Genomic DNA, 16066 nt, shown 5'->3' on the forward strand with positions numbered 1-16066 from the left:
ACCCGCGAACCGCCGCACGCGACGACTCGTATCCGACGACCCGCATACGACGACCCGCACCCAGCGCCCCGAACACCAGGAGAGCCTTCATGGCACCGCGCATCCTGCTCGCCCGGCACGGCCAGACCGAATGGTCCCTGCTCGGCCGCCACACCGGCAGGACCGACATCCCCCTCCTCGACGAGGGCCGACGCGGTGCCAAGCTGCTCGGCGCCCGCCTGGCCGGCGGCCCCTGGGCCGGTCTCGACGGCGTCGAGGTGCGCACCAGCCCCCTGGTACGGGCCCGGGAGACCTGCGACCTCGCCGGGTTCGGCGAGCGCGCCGAGAACTGGGACGCCCTGATGGAGTGGGACTACGGCGCGTACGAGGGCCTCACCCCGGCCCAGATCCAGGAGATGCGGCCCGGCTGGTTCATCTGGCGGGACGCCGTACCGGAGGGCGAGACGCTGGCGCAGCTGTCGGCCCGTGCCGACCAGGTCGTGGAGTGGGCCCGCTCGGCCGACCGGGACGTCCTGGTCTTCGCGCACGGCCACATCCTGCGCTCGATCGGCGCGCGCTGGCTGGGCGAGGACGTGTCCTTCGCGGCCCGCATCCGGCTGGACCCGACCAGCCTCTCGGTGCTCGGCTGGGCGTACGGCGCGCCCGCCGTGGAGCGCTGGAACGACACCGGGCATCTGGAGCGCTGAGGCATCCCCGGAGGGCCTTCGTCCGCTTCCCGTACGGCCCCCGTACGGCCCCAGTACGGCCCCCGTACGGCCCCCGTTCGGTCCGTACGGGCCGGTGGCCCGGGTCGCGGCGCCGGATCGGCGGCGCGGGTCGGTGCTGGGCAGTGCGGGTCAGTAGCGGGCGATGACCTGCCGGGTGTCCGCGAGCATGGTGCGGATCCGGGCCGACTCGACGCCCGTGGCCGATTCCTCCACCCGTCCGACCTCGGCCGCCGCCTCGTCCGGGCGGCCGGCCCTGGCCAGGTTCCCGGCCAGCTGGCAGCGGTAGAGCGCGAGGTTACGGGCGAAGTGCGGGTCCTGGAGCAGCGTGGCGCGCTGGGCGTGCCGGGCCGCCCGTGACCAGTCGCCGAGCAGCGACCAGCACAGCGCTTCCTGGGCCTCCATCTCCGGTTCGCCGAAGAACGACATCCACTCGGGATCGTTCTCGCCGGGCCCGCGCCCGAAGTGGCCGTGCGCCCGGCCGAGCGCCTCCGAGCACGCGGCCCGGTCGCCGAGCCCGGCCCAGGCCCCGGCCTCGCGCAGCGTGAGCAGGGCGAGCAGCCGGTCGGAGGCGAGCGGCCCGGCGGCCCGCAGGCCCGCCTGCGCGGCCCGGACCGCCTCCCGGTACCGGCCCGAGTCGCGGGCCAGGAACGAGGCGTTGCAGAAGGCGTGCGCCTCCAGGGCCGAGTCCCCGGCCATCCGGGCGGTGGCCAGTGCCTCGGCGTAGTGGGACCTGGCGTCCTCCAGGCGGCCGGAGTCATGGGCCAGCCAGCCCACCGAGATGGCCAGCTCACCGGCGCCGTTGTGGAGCCGGTCGGCGGTGGAGCGGCGGGCGGTGACCCCGGCGTCGAGCATCGCGTAGGCGGTGCGCAGCGGCTGGGTGGCCCGTCGGTAGAGGCCCTCGGCGCCGTGTCGGTCGTCGAGCAGCCGGATCTGCCGGACCGCGTCCTCGACGGCGCGGACCTCGGCGTCGCCGACACGGTGGACGGCGGCGCGGGGGGCGGGGACGAGCGCGGCGGCGGGGCCGCCGGACAGTCCCAGCGAGGCGGTCGCCAGGGTGGCGGTGCCGCCGGTCATGAATGCGCGACGCAGCACGTCGCTCTCCTCATCGTTCCGGGTGGTGCAGGCGAGGGGCGGCGGTGCCCCGGCCACCACGGTGGCCGGCCGCCGGCCGCGCACGGTCTCCCGCGCCGAGAACCCCAGGTCGGTGAGGCCGAGCCCGGGGAACATGTGCAGGAAGACCCGCTCGTAGGCGTAGTTGGGGCAGCGGATCTCGCCCGCCTCGACGCGCCCGATGTACCGGGCGTCGCAGGCGACCTGCTCGCCGATCTCCCGTGCCGCCCGGCGGACGGCCGCGGCGAACTCCGCCGGGGACCGCTGTCCGCGCAGTCCGCGGAAGGCGAGATTGGGAACTGCCCGTGACAAGGCCATGACCGAGCCCTCTCCTGGTGCTGCCGGTGTTCCGGCGGGGCAAGAACGTACCTGCTGTGACCGGTCGCTCACGCGGAGTTTGACAACAAATCGGATATCTCACCTTCGATCTGCCATGAACTGCCATCCTTTGCGGCGGCGTGCCGCCGTAGCCGTTGACGCCCCGGGGCGTTGAACCATGTGGAGAGACGGAACGTGTCTCCACAAGGTGTCTCCCCATCGGAGCGAGGAGGGTCCCGTGGTGGAAATGGTGGGAGCCGGAGCCATCGGACCGGTCGCGTCGCAGGCGTCGACCGAACAGCACACGCCCACCCCGGAGGCGAGCCTGTCACCGGGCGCGGCCATGGTGGCCGCGGCCACCGGCAGCCGGCTCGGGTCGGCCTGCGACCTGGTGACCGTGCCGGCCCGGCAGGGCCTGGAGGCCGTCGACATCCTGCGCAGGGGCGGCGCCCCCGCGGTCGGCCCGGTGCTGCACGACGGGGCCTGCGACACCCTCGGCTTCCTGGTGCCGCCCGGCACGGCGGCGGCCTGGGACATGCCGGGCAGCGCCTGTACGAAGACCGACGGCCGCGGCCTTCGGCTGCCGGAGCTGCCCGAGCTGCCGGGCCCGGACGGCGCCACCTCCCGCCCGGCCGACTGGCTGCTGCCGCCCGGGGACACCGGCGAGGTCACGGACCCGGCGATGCTCCGGGAGGCGCTGGGCCAGGCCGCCCGGCTGATCGAGGCGGCCGACGGGTGCCGGTAGGAGCCGGGTGCCGGTAGCGGCGCACGAGCGCACTCGCGCCCCCAGCGCCCCAGCGCCCCAGCGCCTCAGCGAGCCAGCGCGCCTCAGCGGCTCAAGGCCGCCGTACACCGCGTCCCGACGCCACGCCCGGGCCTTCCCCGCTCACCGGGCGGACGTTCGCCGCCTGCGCCGATAATGGGGCTCGTGGCCAGGAACAGACAGCGGGACAGGGCGGGAGCCGAGGCGGTCGTGGAGACCGTCGACGGCGGGCTCGCCGAACTCATACCCGACCGGGAGCGGCCGCGCGCCTGGACGCTGCTCATCGACGGCGCCCCGCAGTCGCACGTCGACCTCGACGACCCGGGCCACCTCACCTTCGAGTACCAGCGCCGCCTCGGCCACATCGCCGACCTGGTCGCGCCTCCCAACAAGCCGATCCAGGTGCTGCACCTCGGCGGCGGGGCGTTCACCCTCGCCCGGTACGTCGCCGCCACCCGGCCCCGCTCCACCCAGCAGGTCGTGGAGCTGGACGAGCCGCTGGTCGCGCTGGTGCGCCGGGAGCTACCGCTGGACCCGACCGCCCGGATCCGGGTCAGGGCCGGTGACGCGCGGGCCGGGCTCGGCAAGCTGCCGGACGGCTGGGCGGACCTGATCATCGCGGATGTGTTCAGCGGGGCGCGCACGCCCGCCCATCTGACCAGCACCGAATTCCTCACCGAGGTACGGCGGGTGCTGCGGCCCGGCGGCTGCTACGCGGCGAACCTCGCCGACGGCCCGCCGCTGACGCATCTGCGCGGCCAGATCGCCACCGCCGCCACCGTCTTCCCCGAACTCGCCCTTGCCGCCGACCCGACCGTGCTGCGCGGCCGCCGCTTCGGCAACGCCGTGCTGCTCGCGGCCGACCGTGAGCTGCCGATCGCCGAGTTCACCCGCCGGGTCGCCACCGACCCGCACCCCGGCCGGGTCGAACACGGCCGGGCGCTCGCCGACTTCACCGGCGGCGCGGCCCCGGTCACCGACGCGAGCGCCAAGCCGTCACCCGTACCGCCCGCGTCCGTCTTCCGCTGAGCCGGGCCCGTACGAGGCGTACCCGTACCCGTACCCGTACCCGTACCCGTACCGGCGGGGTCAGCGTTCCTCGATCTCCACCCGGGGCGCGGTGTCGTGCCAGACGCAGAAGACCGAGATCTCCCGGCTGCCCTGGGTGAAGGTGACCCGGATCCAGGTGGGCTGCTTCCACACCTGCATCTGCCAGCCGGACTCGGGCCGTGCGGAGACCAGTTCGGCCGAGGTCTCGCCCAGGTCGAACACCACCCGGCCGCCGTCGGTGCCGTAGCTCTTGACGCTGCCGGTGCCGCTGTCGGTGCCGCCGGATCCGGCTCCCGGGCCGGGGTCCGTGCCCTTGGCCGGGGTGGGGGGTGCGGGGGTGCCGGTCGGCGGGGCGGGGGAGCGGGGCGGCGTGGCAGGGGCGGACGGGCGGCCGGTGCCGCCACGGGCGGGCGACGCACTGCCGGAGGGGGTGGCCGGGGTGCCGCTGGGGGAGCTGAGCGGGTCGTCGGCGGAGCCGTCCGCCGCGTCCGCCGCACCCGAACCGGCGGCCTCGCCGATCTCCGAGGTCCCGGACGGGATCGGCAGCGCGCGGGGCGGGTCGTAGACCGTTCCGGCCAGCACCGTGTGCACCCCCCACCAGGAGAGGGTGACCGACGCGCCGGTCGCGAGCGACCACGCCAGGGCGTGAACCAGTCCTCTTCGCACCGGCTCATCCTGCCATCCCCCGAATGGCGTACGGTGCGGGCCATGGCAAGTGTGCTCGTGGTCGAGGACGACCAGTTCGTCCGTTCCGCCCTCATCCGGCATCTGACGGAGGCGTCCCACACCGTGCGGAGCGTCGGAACGGCCCTGGAGGCGTTGCGCGAGGTCGCCCACTTCCGGTTCGACGTCGTCATCCTCGATCTCGGACTGCCCGACCTCGACGGCGCCGAAGCCCTGAAGATGCTGCGCGGCATCACCGACGTGCCGGTCATCATCGCCACCGCCCGCGACGACGAGACCGAGATCGTCCGGCTGCTCAACGACGGAGCCGACGACTACCTCACCAAGCCCTTCTCGGTGGAGCACCTGTCGGCCCGGATGGCGGCCGTGCTCCGCCGGGCCAGGGTGCCCGCCGGAGAGGCCCCGCCCACGCCCGAACTCCGGGTCGGCGGGCTCGCCATCGACCCGCTGCGACGCCAGGCCGCGCTCGACGGCACCGCACTCGACCTGACCCGGCGGGAGTTCGACCTGCTCGCGTTCCTGGCCGGCCGGCCCGGCGTGGTGGTCTCCCGCAAGGAGCTGCTCGCCGAGGTGTGGCAGCAGGCGTACGGGGACGACCAGACCATCGACGTACATCTGTCATGGCTACGACGAAAGCTGGGTGAAACGGCCGCCCGGCCGCGCTATCTGCACACCCTGCGCGGGGTCGGCGTGAAGCTGGAGCCCCCGCTGGAGCCCCCGGTGGCGGCGCCGGAGCCGGAGTCCGCGCCCCGGATGCCGTACGGGTACCAGCCGTGAGATGGGCCCTGGTCAAGGTGGCGCTCGCCGTCACCGTCATGGTCGTCGTCGCGTTCGCCGTACCCCTCGGCCTCGTCGTCAAGGAGATGGCCCGCGACCGGGCGTTCTCCAACGCCGAACGGCGGGCCGCCGGGCTCGCCCCCGTGCTCGCCATCACCACCGACCGGGAGCAGCTGGAGCGGGCCGTCGCCACCACCGACGACGGCCCCGCCGGGCGGCTCGCCGTCCACCTGCCCGGGACCCCCGGCGAACCCGGCGGCGACGGCGCCGTGATCGGCACCCGGCGGGCCGCCGCCGCCGACCTCGCCACCACCCGCTCGCTCGGCCGGGCCACCATCGCCGAGGTGCCGGGCGGCTCCGCGCTGCTCCAGCCCACCGCGGTCAGCTCGGGCCAGGTCGCCGTCGTCGAACTCTTCGTGCCCGAGGGCGAGGTCACCAACGGCGTCGCCACCGCCTGGCTGGTCCTGGCCGCCGTCGGCGCCGCCCTGATCGTCGGCTCCGTGGCCGTCGCCGACCGGCTCGGACTGCGCATGGTGCAGCCCGCGCAGCGCCTCGCCCGCGCCGCCCACGAACTCGGCGAGGGCGAACTCGGCGCCCGGGTACGGGAAGAGGGCCCGCCCGAACTCAAGTCGGCGGCCGTCGCCTTCAATTCGATGGCGGACCAGGTCGTCCGGCTGCTCGCCAACGAACGCGAACTCGCCGCCGACCTCTCCCACCGGCTGCGCACCCCGCTCACCGTCCTCCGCCTCAACGCGGCCTCGCTGGGCACGAGTCCGGCCGCCGAGCAGACCAGGGCGGCCGTCGAGCAGCTGGAACGCGAGGTCGACACCATCATCAGGACCGCGCGCGAGGCGAAACCCCAGACCGGCACCGGCCCGAGCGGACCCGTCATCGGCTGCGACGCGGCCGAAGTGGTGCGCGAGCGGATGGAGTTCTGGTCGGCGCTCGCCGAGGACGAAGCCCGCACGGTACGGGTCGCGGGCGTCGAACGTCCGGTCCGCATCCCGGTCGAGCGCCCCGAACTCGTCGCCGCGCTCGACGCGTTGCTCGGCAACGTGTTCCGGCACACCCCCGAAGGCACCGCCTTCTCGGTCGACCTGCACAACGGCGACGACGCCGTGATCGTGCTCGTGTCGGACGCCGGGCCCGGCATCGCCGACCCGGACGCGGCGCTCGTCCGCGGCAACAGTGCGGGCCGGGCCGGGTCCACCGGCCTCGGGCTCGACATCGTGCGCCGGATGGCCGAGACCACCGGCGGTGACGTCCGGATCGGCCACTCGGTGCTCGGCGGCACCGAGGTCCGCATCTGGATCGGCCTGGACGGCCGCCGCCGCACCGGGAACGAGCCCGGCGGCCGTGGTGTGCGGGGGGTCCGGGCGGGCCGCCGGGCCCGGCGGGGTGGCGGCGGCACCCGCCGCCAGCGCCCCTGACCGGGCGCCCCCCGGGGTCCCAACCTTTGCTGGCCCCGATGCCTCCCTTAAGCGGACCCTAAGGATCCCAACCCCCGCCCCTCCCGCACCATTTGCCCGTTTCTCCCTCGCTAGCGTGCTGCCGCACCCCCACCTTCCCCCCCACCCCGTACGACAGAGGCAGGCACCCGATGGGCAGCAGCGCGCAGCGCACTTCGCACCGGCGCAGGGCGAGCGGCAGGACCAAGGCGATCGGCGCGGCCGTCGCCGTCGCGGTGACCGGCGGCGCGGTGTTCGCGCTCACCGGCACCGCACAGGCCGCCGCCGTCGGCGCCGCGTACACCAGGACCAGCGCCTGGACCGGCGGCTACACCGGGCAGTACGTCGTCACCAACCGCACCGACACCCCGCAGACCGACTGGACCCTGGAATTCGACCTGCCCGCGGGCACCACCATCGGCTCGCTGTGGAACGGCGAGCACACCGTCTCCGGCCGCCACGTCACCGTACGGCCCGCGAGCTGGAACAAGCGGCTGGCCGCCGGGCAGTCCGTCACCGTCGGCTTCGTGACCTCCGCGCAGGGCCAGGCCGCCGACCCCGTCGGCTGCCTCATCAACAAGGCCGCCTGCTCGGCAGGCGGCGCCCCCCCCCCCCCCCCCGGGCGCCCCCCCCCCCCCCCCCCCCCCGGCCCCCCCCCCGCCCCCCCCCCCCCCCCCCCCCCGTACGNNNNGCCCCGGGGCTGCCCGCCCCCGGGGGCTTGGTCCCCCCCGCGCGGGCCCGGGCCGCCCCCCCGGGGGGGGGCCAAAACAACCCGCCCGCCGGCGCGGCCGGCGCCGCCACCCCCACCCCCAGCGGGCGCCCCACCACCCCGCCGACGACGGCCACCCCCACGGCCAAGCCCACCCCCACGCCCACGAAGACGACGAGCCCGAAGCCCACCCCCACCCCCACGAAGACGGCGACTCCCACGCCGACCGCGCCGACTCCGACTCCGACCCCGGGCACCGGCGGCGCCCGCTTCGCGCCCTACGTCGACACCTCGCTCTACCCCGCGTACGACCTCCTCACCACCGCCTCCCAGACCGGCGTCAAGGAGTTCAACCTGGCCTTCCTCACCTCCGGCGGCGGCTGCGCCCCGCTCTGGGGCGGCGTCACCGACCTCGCCTCCGACAAGGTCGCCGGACAGATCGGCGCGCTGCGCGCCAAGGGCGGCGACGTCCGGGTGTCGTTCGGCGGGGCGGCCGGGCGCGAGCTCGCGCAGAGCTGCACCAGTGCGTCGGCGCTCGCCGCCGCGTACGGCAAGGCGATCGACCAGTACCAGCTCACCAAGGTCGACTTCGACATCGAGGGCGCCGCCCTCCCGGACACCGCCGCCAACACCCGGCGCGCCCAGGCCATCGCCCAGCTCCAGAAGACCCACCCCGGCCTGAACGTCTCCTTCACCCTGCCGGTGATGCCCGAAGGGCTGACCCAGCCGGGCGTCGACCTGCTCGCCGACGCCAAGCGCAACGGGGTCCGCGTCGACGCCGTCAACATCATGGCGATGGACTACGGACCCGCGTACAGCGGCGACATGGGCCAGTACGCGATCAACGCGGCGACCGCGACCCAGGCGCAGATCAAGGGCGTCCTCGGCCTGTCCGACGCCGCTGCGTGGAAGGCCGTCGCCGTCACCCCGATGATCGGCGTGAACGACGTGACCTCGGAGATCTTCAAGGTCGACGACGCCGCTCAACTCGTCGAGTTCGCCCGGGCCAAGGGCATCGGCTGGCTGTCGATGTGGTCGGCCACCCGCGACAAGCAGTGCGCGTCGGGCGCGGTGAACTACGCGGACGCGACCTGCTCGTCGATCCTCCAGCAGCCGCTCGCCTTCACGAAGGCGTTCGCGACCTTCAAGTAGCCCCCGCACCCCCCAAAAAAGCCCGCGCGCCCCGGTCGGTTACCCCCCCCCCACCACCGACCGGGACGCGCGCCCCTCCTTTTTGCCTCGCTCGGCGGGGCGCTCGAGTCGGGCTCACGGGTCCGGTCGTGCTCGGCCCGCTCGTTCCTCACGGGCCTCCGCGCGCCCGGACCCGTTCCCCCGACGCGCCCTTCGCCTCGCTCGGCGTCCGGCGTCAGCGCGACGCGCGCCACTCCTCCGCGTAGTCGTTGAAGATGCCCCGCAGGTGGTGCCCGATCTTCAGGTAGTCCAGGTCGTCCAGGTTCGCGAGCGACACCCGCACCGACCACTCCGGGCCGTCGAAGCCGCCGCCGTTCAGGAGCACCACGCCCGTCTGCTCGGCCAGCCGGAACAGCGGGTCGACCGGCTCGTAGTTCTTCTCCAGGAAGTCCGCGAAGTCCTTGCCGTGCACCCGCTCGGCCTCCGCGATGAGGTCCAGCTCGATGTAGTACCCGGCCCGCTTCGCGTCCTCCGCGATCTTCATCTGCGCGCCCTCCAGGAGCAGTTCGAGGCGCTGGTGGACGATCGCGCGGATGCGCTCCTTGTACTCCTGGCCCTCCGGCAGCATGTCGAACAGTGAGAACAGGCTCATCATCGTCTGCTGCGGCAGCGAGAGACCGGCCGTGTGGTTGAGCGCCACCTGCCGGGAGTCGGCGACCAGCCGGTCGATGAAGCGGATCTTCTCCGGCTCCAGGGTGAGCGTGCCGTACCGCTTGTCCAGGCGGTTCTTCTCGCTCTCCGGCAGCGCCGCGATCATCTTGTCGATGACGTTGTCGTCGTGCAGCCCGATCACGCCGAGCCGCCACCCGGTGCAGCCGTAGTGCTTGGAGTACGAGTACACCAGCAGCGTGTTGTGCGGGAGGTCGGCCGCGATCGAGCGGAACCCGGGCACGAAGGTGCCGTACACGTCGTCCGTGACGATCAGCAGGTTCGGGTTCTTGTCGGCGACGATGGACTTGATCTGGTCCGCGACCCGCTGGCTCAGCGCGAGCGACGGCGGGTTGGACGGGTTCACCAGGCAGACCAGCTTGACCGCCGGGTCCGCCAGCTTGGCGACCTCCTCCTCCGGGTAGCGCCACTCGCGCACGCCCGTCTCCGCGAACAGCGAGGCCTCGACGTTCACCACGTCGAACTCGTACGTGTCGAGCTCGGGGATCTCGATGTACGGCGTGAACACCGGCACCATCAGGGCGATCTTGTCGCCCTTCTTCAGGATCCCGTTCTTCATCAGGGAGTCGAAGATGTAGCACATCGCCGCCGTGCCGCCCTCGGTGGCGAAGTACGAGATGTTCCCGGCCGGCGGCTTCCGGTCGAACATCTCGTCCGCGATGTAGCCGCGCACGATCTGCTCGGTGTGGGTGAGGATCCGGTCCGGCACCGGGTAGTTGTCGCCGATCGAGCTGTCCGTCAGCTCGTGCACGAACGCGTCCTTGTCGAAGCCGAACCGCTCGACGGCGTACTCGACGCTCTTCTGCAGCAGCTCGATGCCCGGCAGGTCCGGGTGCTGCCGCACGAAGGTGTCGAAGCGGGCGCCGGAACCGGCCTCCTCCGGCATCCCGCCGAGGTCGTCGGCCGTCCACACCCGGCGGGACTCCGCCAGGGCGAAGTAGCCGAGCGCGTGGTACGCCTCGCGCGGGCTGGTCGCGGTCCAGTTCGGGTTGCCGCGGCCCGCGTTGAGCATCTGGACCGAGGACTTGCCCTTCTGGCCGGGCTGGTCGGCCTGGGCCGACTTGGCGATCTGGATGAACTTGTCCTTCAGCTCGAAGGGGGAGAGCTGGGCGAAGGACTTGATCTGCTCGCGGGTGAACGTGGTCTTGGGCACGGCGGGACTCCTCCGTCAGGTGGTGGGGGTGGGGGGCACGTCAGTGGTTGAGGATGACGATCACGGCGCCCCAGATGGTCAGCAGGACGTTGCCCACCGCGTACGGGATCGTGTAGCCGAGCGTCGGGATCTGGGATCTGGACTGTTCGTTGATGGCGCCGATCGCCGCCGTGGTGGTCTGGTCACCGGCCAGCACACCCATCAGGATCGGGAACCTGATCTTCTGGATGTAGTGGCCGACCAGGAAGCCGACGAGCAGCGGGATCACGGTGGCGACCGCGCCCCACAGCAGCAGCCCCCAGCCGGCCGTCGACAGGCCGCTGGTGAAGCTCGGGCCCGCGTTGATGCCGACGACCGCGACGAAGGCGCACAGCCCGAAGGTGTCCATGAACCACTGGGCGCCGGGCGGGACGTTGCCGTACGTCGGGTACTTGCCGCGGATCCAGCCGAAGACCAGGCCCATGATCAGCGCGCCGCCGGAGGTGGACAGCGAGATCGGCACACCGGAGACGGTGAGCGCCGGGATGCCGACGCAGCCGCCGAGGAAGACGCCGAGGCCGACCCAGAGCATGTCGGTGGCGAAGGAGGTCGGCACCGGCTTGCCGATCGCCTTGCCCGCCGGGTCCACGAGCCGCTTCGGACCGGTCAGGATGACGGTGTCGCCGCGCTCCAGCTTGGTGGAGAGCCGGTACGGGAAGTCCGCGCCGGAGCGGTAGATCTTGTCGATGTAGACGCCGACCATGAACGGCTCCCGGCGCAGCTCCGCGACGGTTTTGCCGAGCTGGGCCTTCTCGGAGGCGACCACGTGCAGCGACTCGGTCTCGTAGCCGAGCAGTTCGACGTCGTCGCTCTCGGACCCGATGTGGCTGCGGGCGTCGAACTCGATCAGCGAGCCGCGCAGCGCGCTGATCGCGACCACGTCGCCGGTGCGCAGCACGGTCTGCTGGTCGTGGTCGAGGATCGCCCCGTCGCGCCGCACCCGGGTGATGTAGATGCGGTGGCCGAGTTCCTTCTGCTGCTGCTCGAAGTCGTCGATCGTGCGGCCGACCAGGTCGGCGTGCTGGATGGTGTACGCGCGGAGCACGACCTCGTAGTAGCCCTCGGCCAGGTCCGGGTTGTCGTCCGGGGCGTCCAGCTCCTTGGCGAGGGTGGCGGACTCGGCCGCCAGGTCGCGCCGGTAGAGCTTGGGCAGCACGTTGGCGAGGAGCATCGCGCACAGGATGGTGCCGAGCGGGTACGTCACCGCGTAGCCGACCGCGACCAGGTTCTCCTCGTTCTTGATCTGGTCGGCGGACAGGCCGGGCAGGTTGCCGATGGCGTCCTGGGCGACACCGATGACGGCGGACTGGGTGAGCGCGCCGCCGAGCAGACCGGCCGAGAGCCCGGGGCCGTACCCGAGCATCACGGCGAAGCCCCAGGAGACGAGCAGACCCGTCACACAGACGATGACGGCGTTGAGGACCTGCGGCAGACCGTCCTTCTTCAGGCCGCGGAAGAACTGCGGGCCGACCTTGTAGCCGAGGGCGAACAGGAACAGCGTGAAGAACAGGTTCTTCACGGTGGCGTCGATGGTCACCTTGAACTGGGCGCCGAGCAGCAGCCCGGCCACCAGACAGCCGGTGACCGCGCCGAGCGCGATCGCCCGCCAGCGGAGCTTCCCGAAGAGGAAGCCGAGCGCGACGGTGATGAAGACGAGCAGTTCGGGGTGCGGGTGGAAGATGTTCCGGTTGAGGAAGTCGATCATGAGGTCATGAGTCCTCTCGTCCTCTCATGGCCGGTCACGGCCGGTCAGGCGCCGAGGACGCCGACGAGCAGCGGTCCGGTGAGCGGGAGCAGGAAGTTGGACAGGGCGTAGGTGATCGTGTAGCCCAGCATCGGCACGGAGCTCTGGGCGACCTGGGTGACCGAGGTGATCGCCGGGGTCGAGCACTGCTGCCCGGCGATGGCACCGATCAGCAGCGGACTCTCGATCTTCAGCAGCTTCCGGCCGACGACCAGCGAGATCGTTGCGGGGACCAGCACCATCGCGATGCCCGCGAACGGCAGCAGCGCCCCGTACTCCTTGAGCAGCGGCCACGCCTGCGGGCCTGACACCAGGCCGGTGCAGGCGATGAAGACCGCGAGGCCCATGTCCTTGAGGGTGGTGGCGGCCTGCGGCGGGAACGCGCCGAAGGTCTGGCTGCGGGACCGGAACCAGCCGAACAGCAGGCCGGAGATCAGACAGCCGCCGCCGGTGCCGAGCGACATCGGGACGTCGCCGAAGCGGACCACGACCTGGCCGAGCAGCGAACCGGCGGCGATGCCCGCGCCGAGGTAGATGAAGTCGGTGGCGTCGTTCTTGACCACCGAGCCGATCTTCTTCACCAGGCTGCCGAGCGAGGACCGGGCGCCGACCAGGGTCAGCACGTCGCCGCGCGCGACCTGGGTGTCCGGGGTGGCGGGCAGCACCTGGTCGCCGCGCTGCACCTCGGTGACGTACACCCCGCTGCGGCCCAGCTCCGGGTGGCTCTTCACCAGGCCGTCCAGGGTCTGACCGGCCACCGACTTGTCGGTGAGCGATACCTGGCTGGTGGCGAGGGGGGTGTCGAGGCCGGGCACGGCCGGGGTCTCGGGGCCGATGATCCGTCCGGCCTCGATGATGTTGGACCGGCGGCCCACCGCGAGCACCAGGTCGGAGAGGGTCAGCTCGAAGTCGGCCGGCGGTGGCGTGTAGACCTTGCTGCCGCGCTTCACCGCCTCGACGGTGATCCGCTCGCCGAGCTGCCGCTCCAGATCGCCGACCTTGGCGCCGTCGGCGAGGGTGACGAGGAAGGTCCGGCCGACCATGGTCGGCAGCGCCTCGCGCTCGTCGGACTCCAGGCCGCCCCCGCCGCCGCGCATCTTCTCCCACAGCGCGCGCGAGGCGTCGGCGAGGTTGATCCGCAGCATCATCGGCATCAGCTGGCTGGTGTAGATGACGATGGTGACCAGGCCGAACAGGTAGCAGACGGTGTACGCGGTGGCCACATGGCCCTGATACGTGCTGATCTGCTCGGCCGTCAGGTCGTTCAGCTTGCCGATCGCCTCGGTGGCGGTGCCGACGACGGCGGACTCGGTCGCGGCACCGGCCAGAATGCCGGACGCGGTGCCGACGTCGAGGTCGAACGCCTTGGCGAGGCCGAGCGCGATGCCGACCACGCAGACGACCTCGATGCCGCACAGGGCGAAGAAGCGCAGGCTGTTCTTGTTGAGGTTCGCGAAGAACTGCGGTCCCGCCATGTAGCCGAGGGCGAAGATGAAGATCGCGAAGAAGATGGTCTTGACGTCACCGGCGACCTCGACCTTGGTCCAGGCGCCGAGCAGCAGCGAGACGATCAGAGTGCCGCAGATGCCGCCGAGGGTGATGGGGCCGACGCGCAGCTTCCCGACGAGGTAGCCGAGGCCGAGGCAGAGGAAGACGGCGAGTTCGGGATGGTCCTTGATCACTCCCACGACGGCGTCACCCGGCCCGTACGCGGTGGAGGATTGTGAAGATATCGGACATAAGGGGAAGTTAACAGTGGGGGAGGTCCGCCAGCCCGCCACTGCCGCCGAACGAGTGAGCGTGTCGGAACCCGCCTCCGGCCCCGGCCCGGTTCCCTCAGCCCTTCACCGCGCCCCCCATCACCCCGCCCACGATCTGCCGCCCCAGCACCGCGAACACCAGCAGCAGCGGCACCGTCCCGAGCAGCGCCCCCGCCATCACCACCGACGGATCCGGGATGTGCCCGCGGCCGAGCCCGGTCAGCGCCACCTGCACCGTCGGGTTCCCGGTCTGGGTCAGCACCAGCACCGGCCAGAAGAAGTCGTTCCAGGCCGCCACGAAGCTCAGGCCCCCGAGCACCGCCATCGCGGGCCGCGCCGCCGGGAACACCACGTGCCACAGGATCCGCAGCGCCCCCGCCCCGTCCACCCGGGCCGCCTCCAGGAGTTCCGGCGGCAGCGCCCGCAGCAGGTGCTGGCGCATGAAGAACACCCCGAACGCCGACACCAGGCCCGGCAGCACCACCGCCTGTAGCCCGTCCGTCCAGCGCAGCCGGGCGACGAGCAGATACAGCGGCACCACCCCGAGCTGCGGCGGGATCAGCATCGTCCCCACCACCAGGGCGAACAGCGCGCCCCGGAACCGGAACCGCAGCCGCGCGAACGCGAACCCGGCGAGCGTCGCCACCAGCACCGTGCCCACCGCCGTCAGACCCGCCACCACCAGCGTGTTCCCGAGCGCCGCACCGAGCCGCGCGTCGGTCCAGGCCACCGCCAGATGCCCGGGCAGATTCCGGCCGAGGCGCAGCGGCGGCGGGGTGTGCGCGAGCCGGGTGCTGGTCCGGGAGGCCGCGACCGCCGCCCACAGCAGCGGGAACAGCGAGACGGCCGCGAACAGCCCGAGCAGCGGGTAGCCGCCCCACGGTGTGCGCCCGCTCCGCATCAGAGTCGCCCCACCCTCGCCCGTACGAGCCTGGCGGCCCCGAACACCATCAGCAGCAGCCCGAGCATCACCCAGGCGATCGCCGAGGCCCGGCCCAGGTGCAGATTCACCCAGCCCTGCTCGTACAGATACAGACCGAGCGTCTGGAACTGCCGGTCCGCGCCGCCGGACGCCCCCGCGCCCGCCCCGAACAGCAGCGGCTCGCCGAACAGCTGGGTCGCCCCGATCGTCGACACGACCACCGTGAACAGGATCGTCGGCCGCAGCGCGGGCAGCGTCACATGGACGAACGCCCGCCACCGGGAGGCCCCGTCGAGGGCGGCCGCCTCGTACAGCTCGCGCGGCACGGTCTGCATCGCGGCCAGGTAGATCAGCGCGTTGTAGCCGGTCCACCGCCACACCACGATCGTGGAGACCGCCGCCTTCGCCGCCCACGGCCCGTTCTGCCAGTCCACCGGTGCGAGCCCGACCACCCCGAGCAGCCAGTTCACCAGGCCGTGGTCCCGCCCGAAGAGCAGCGCGAACACCAGGGTCGCCGCCGCCACCGACGTCGCGTACGGGGCGAGCGCCACCACCCGGAAGAAGCCGCGCCCCCGCAGCCGTACGTCGAGCAGCTGCGCCACCGCGAGCGCGAGCAGCAGCTGGGGGACGGTCGACAGGATCCCGATGGTGACGGTGTTGCCGAGCGCGTTCCAGAAGTACGGGTCGTCCGCGAGCCGCGTGTAGTTGCGCGCCCCGACCCACTCCCACCGGTCGAGCGCGGTCAGCTCGACCCGGTGCAGCGACGCCCAGCCGGTGTAGAGGAGCGGGAAGAGCCCGAAGGCGCCGAAGAGCAGGAGGAAGGGCGCGACGTGCGCGTACGGCACCCAGCGCCCGGTCCCGCGCCGGGTGCGGGCCTTGGACCCGGTACGGGCGCGGGGCCCCGCGCGGGTCACGTCGGCCGGTTCCGGTGCGGCCGCCGCCGGGCCCTCGCGGCCGGGCAGCTCACCGGCCGGGAGGCCGCTCGTGGACAGATCGTCGGCCGGGAGGTCCGTCACGGTCGC

Annotated in this window: 12 protein-coding genes and 2 pseudogenes; 7 read left to right on the top strand and 7 right to left on the bottom strand. The window is 72.8% G+C overall.

Annotation, left to right across the window (positions count from 1 at the left end):
* The first annotated feature begins 89 nt into the window (after positions 1-89).
* Positions 90-686, top strand: coding sequence for a histidine phosphatase family protein (locus ACIPXM_RS21790; protein WP_401657760.1), 597 nt, complete (start codon positions 90-92; stop codon positions 684-686).
* A 150-nt stretch (positions 687-836) separates the two neighbouring features.
* Here the strand turns inward: ACIPXM_RS21790 and ACIPXM_RS21795 are convergent, their stop codons facing one another.
* Positions 837-2135 carry a tetratricopeptide repeat protein gene (locus tag ACIPXM_RS21795; RefSeq protein ID WP_401657762.1) on the bottom strand — a complete coding sequence of 433 codons (1299 nt, stop codon included), beginning with the start codon at positions 2133-2135 and terminating at the stop codon, positions 837-839.
* A gap of 247 nt (positions 2136-2382) precedes the next feature.
* Here ACIPXM_RS21795 and ACIPXM_RS21800 point away from each other — a divergent pair, with 247 nt between their 5' ends.
* Positions 2383-2880, top strand: a complete 498-nt coding sequence (locus tag ACIPXM_RS21800; RefSeq protein WP_401657954.1) for a hypothetical protein — start codon at positions 2383-2385, stop codon at positions 2878-2880.
* Positions 2881-3054: 174 nt separating this feature from the next.
* On the top strand, positions 3055-3927 hold the full coding sequence (locus tag ACIPXM_RS21805; RefSeq protein WP_401657764.1) for a spermidine synthase: 873 nt from the start codon (positions 3055-3057) through the stop codon (positions 3925-3927).
* A 60-nt stretch (positions 3928-3987) separates the two neighbouring features.
* Here ACIPXM_RS21805 and ACIPXM_RS21810 read toward each other — a convergent pair whose 3' ends face one another.
* Complete coding sequence (locus ACIPXM_RS21810) at positions 3988-4614, bottom strand: hypothetical protein (protein ID WP_401657766.1); 627 nt, start codon at positions 4612-4614, stop codon at positions 3988-3990.
* 42 nt (positions 4615-4656) lie between these two features.
* On the opposite strand from ACIPXM_RS21810, the gene ACIPXM_RS21815 reads away from it, so the two are divergent.
* From ACIPXM_RS21815 to ACIPXM_RS21830, 4 genes and pseudogenes are all read left to right on the top strand, one after another.
* Complete coding sequence (locus ACIPXM_RS21815; RefSeq protein ID WP_401657768.1) at positions 4657-5409, top strand: response regulator transcription factor; 753 nt, start codon at positions 4657-4659, stop codon at positions 5407-5409.
* On the top strand, positions 5406-6839 hold the full coding sequence (locus ACIPXM_RS21820; RefSeq protein ID WP_401657770.1) for a sensor histidine kinase: 1434 nt from the start codon (positions 5406-5408) through the stop codon (positions 6837-6839). The genes ACIPXM_RS21815 and ACIPXM_RS21820 overlap by 4 nt, the downstream gene beginning before the upstream one ends.
* 170 nt (positions 6840-7009) lie before the next feature.
* Positions 7010-7456: pseudogene (locus ACIPXM_RS21825) on the top strand (cellulose binding domain-containing protein); the annotation flags it as partial.
* 194 nt (positions 7457-7650) lie between these two features.
* A pseudogene (locus tag ACIPXM_RS21830) lies at positions 7651-8718 on the top strand (chitinase); the annotation flags it as partial.
* Between the two features lie 214 nt (positions 8719-8932).
* Here the strand turns inward: ACIPXM_RS21830 and ACIPXM_RS21835 are convergent.
* From ACIPXM_RS21835 to ACIPXM_RS21855, 5 genes are all read right to left on the bottom strand, one after another.
* On the bottom strand, positions 8933-10579 hold the full coding sequence (locus tag ACIPXM_RS21835; RefSeq protein WP_401657772.1) for a bifunctional aspartate transaminase/aspartate 4-decarboxylase: 1647 nt from the start codon (positions 10577-10579) through the stop codon (positions 8933-8935).
* A 40-nt stretch (positions 10580-10619) separates the two neighbouring features.
* The gene (gene aspT, locus ACIPXM_RS21840; protein WP_401657774.1) at positions 10620-12323 is read right to left on the bottom strand and encodes an aspartate-alanine antiporter; all 1704 of its coding nucleotides are present in this window, start codon (positions 12321-12323) and stop codon (positions 10620-10622) included.
* A 44-nt stretch (positions 12324-12367) separates the two neighbouring features.
* A complete protein-coding gene (gene aspT / locus ACIPXM_RS21845; protein ID WP_401657776.1) occupies positions 12368-14050 on the bottom strand; it encodes an aspartate-alanine antiporter in 1683 nt (560 codons plus the stop codon).
* A 148-nt stretch (positions 14051-14198) separates the two neighbouring features.
* Positions 14199-15023 (bottom strand): carbohydrate ABC transporter permease, encoded by an 825-nt coding sequence (locus ACIPXM_RS21850; protein ID WP_401657778.1) that lies wholly within the window; start codon positions 15021-15023, stop codon positions 14199-14201.
* Positions 15023-16060, bottom strand: a complete 1038-nt coding sequence (locus tag ACIPXM_RS21855) for a carbohydrate ABC transporter permease (protein ID WP_401657780.1) — start codon at positions 16058-16060, stop codon at positions 15023-15025. Before ACIPXM_RS21855 ends, ACIPXM_RS21850 begins: the two co-directional genes overlap by 1 nt.
* Positions 16061-16066: the final 6 nt, after the last annotated feature.

Source organism: Streptomyces sp. NPDC090025 (genome assembly GCF_044748125.1).
Classification (GTDB): domain Bacteria; phylum Actinomycetota; class Actinomycetes; order Streptomycetales; family Streptomycetaceae; genus Streptomyces.

What these genes read in the sequence shown, in the direction of transcription:
- ACIPXM_RS21795 (WP_401657762.1), bottom strand. Translation starts at nt 2,135, where the DNA reads ATGGCCTTGTCACGGGCAGTTCCCAATCTCGCCTTCCGCGGACTGCGC.
- ACIPXM_RS21815 (WP_401657768.1), top strand. Translation starts at nt 4,657, where the DNA reads ATGGCAAGTGTGCTCGTGGTCGAGGACGACCAGTTCGTCCGTTCCGCC.
- ACIPXM_RS21790 (WP_401657760.1), top strand. Translation starts at nt 90, where the DNA reads ATGGCACCGCGCATCCTGCTCGCCCGGCACGGCCAGACCGAATGGTCC.
- ACIPXM_RS21805 (WP_401657764.1), top strand. Translation starts at nt 3,055, where the DNA reads ATGGGGCTCGTGGCCAGGAACAGACAGCGGGACAGGGCGGGAGCCGAG.
- ACIPXM_RS21800 (WP_401657954.1), top strand. Translation starts at nt 2,383, where the DNA reads ATGGTGGGAGCCGGAGCCATCGGACCGGTCGCGTCGCAGGCGTCGACC.
- ACIPXM_RS21850 (WP_401657778.1), bottom strand. Translation starts at nt 15,023, where the DNA reads ATGCGGAGCGGGCGCACACCGTGGGGCGGCTACCCGCTGCTCGGGCTG.
- aspT (WP_401657774.1), bottom strand. Translation starts at nt 12,323, where the DNA reads ATGATCGACTTCCTCAACCGGAACATCTTCCACCCGCACCCCGAACTG.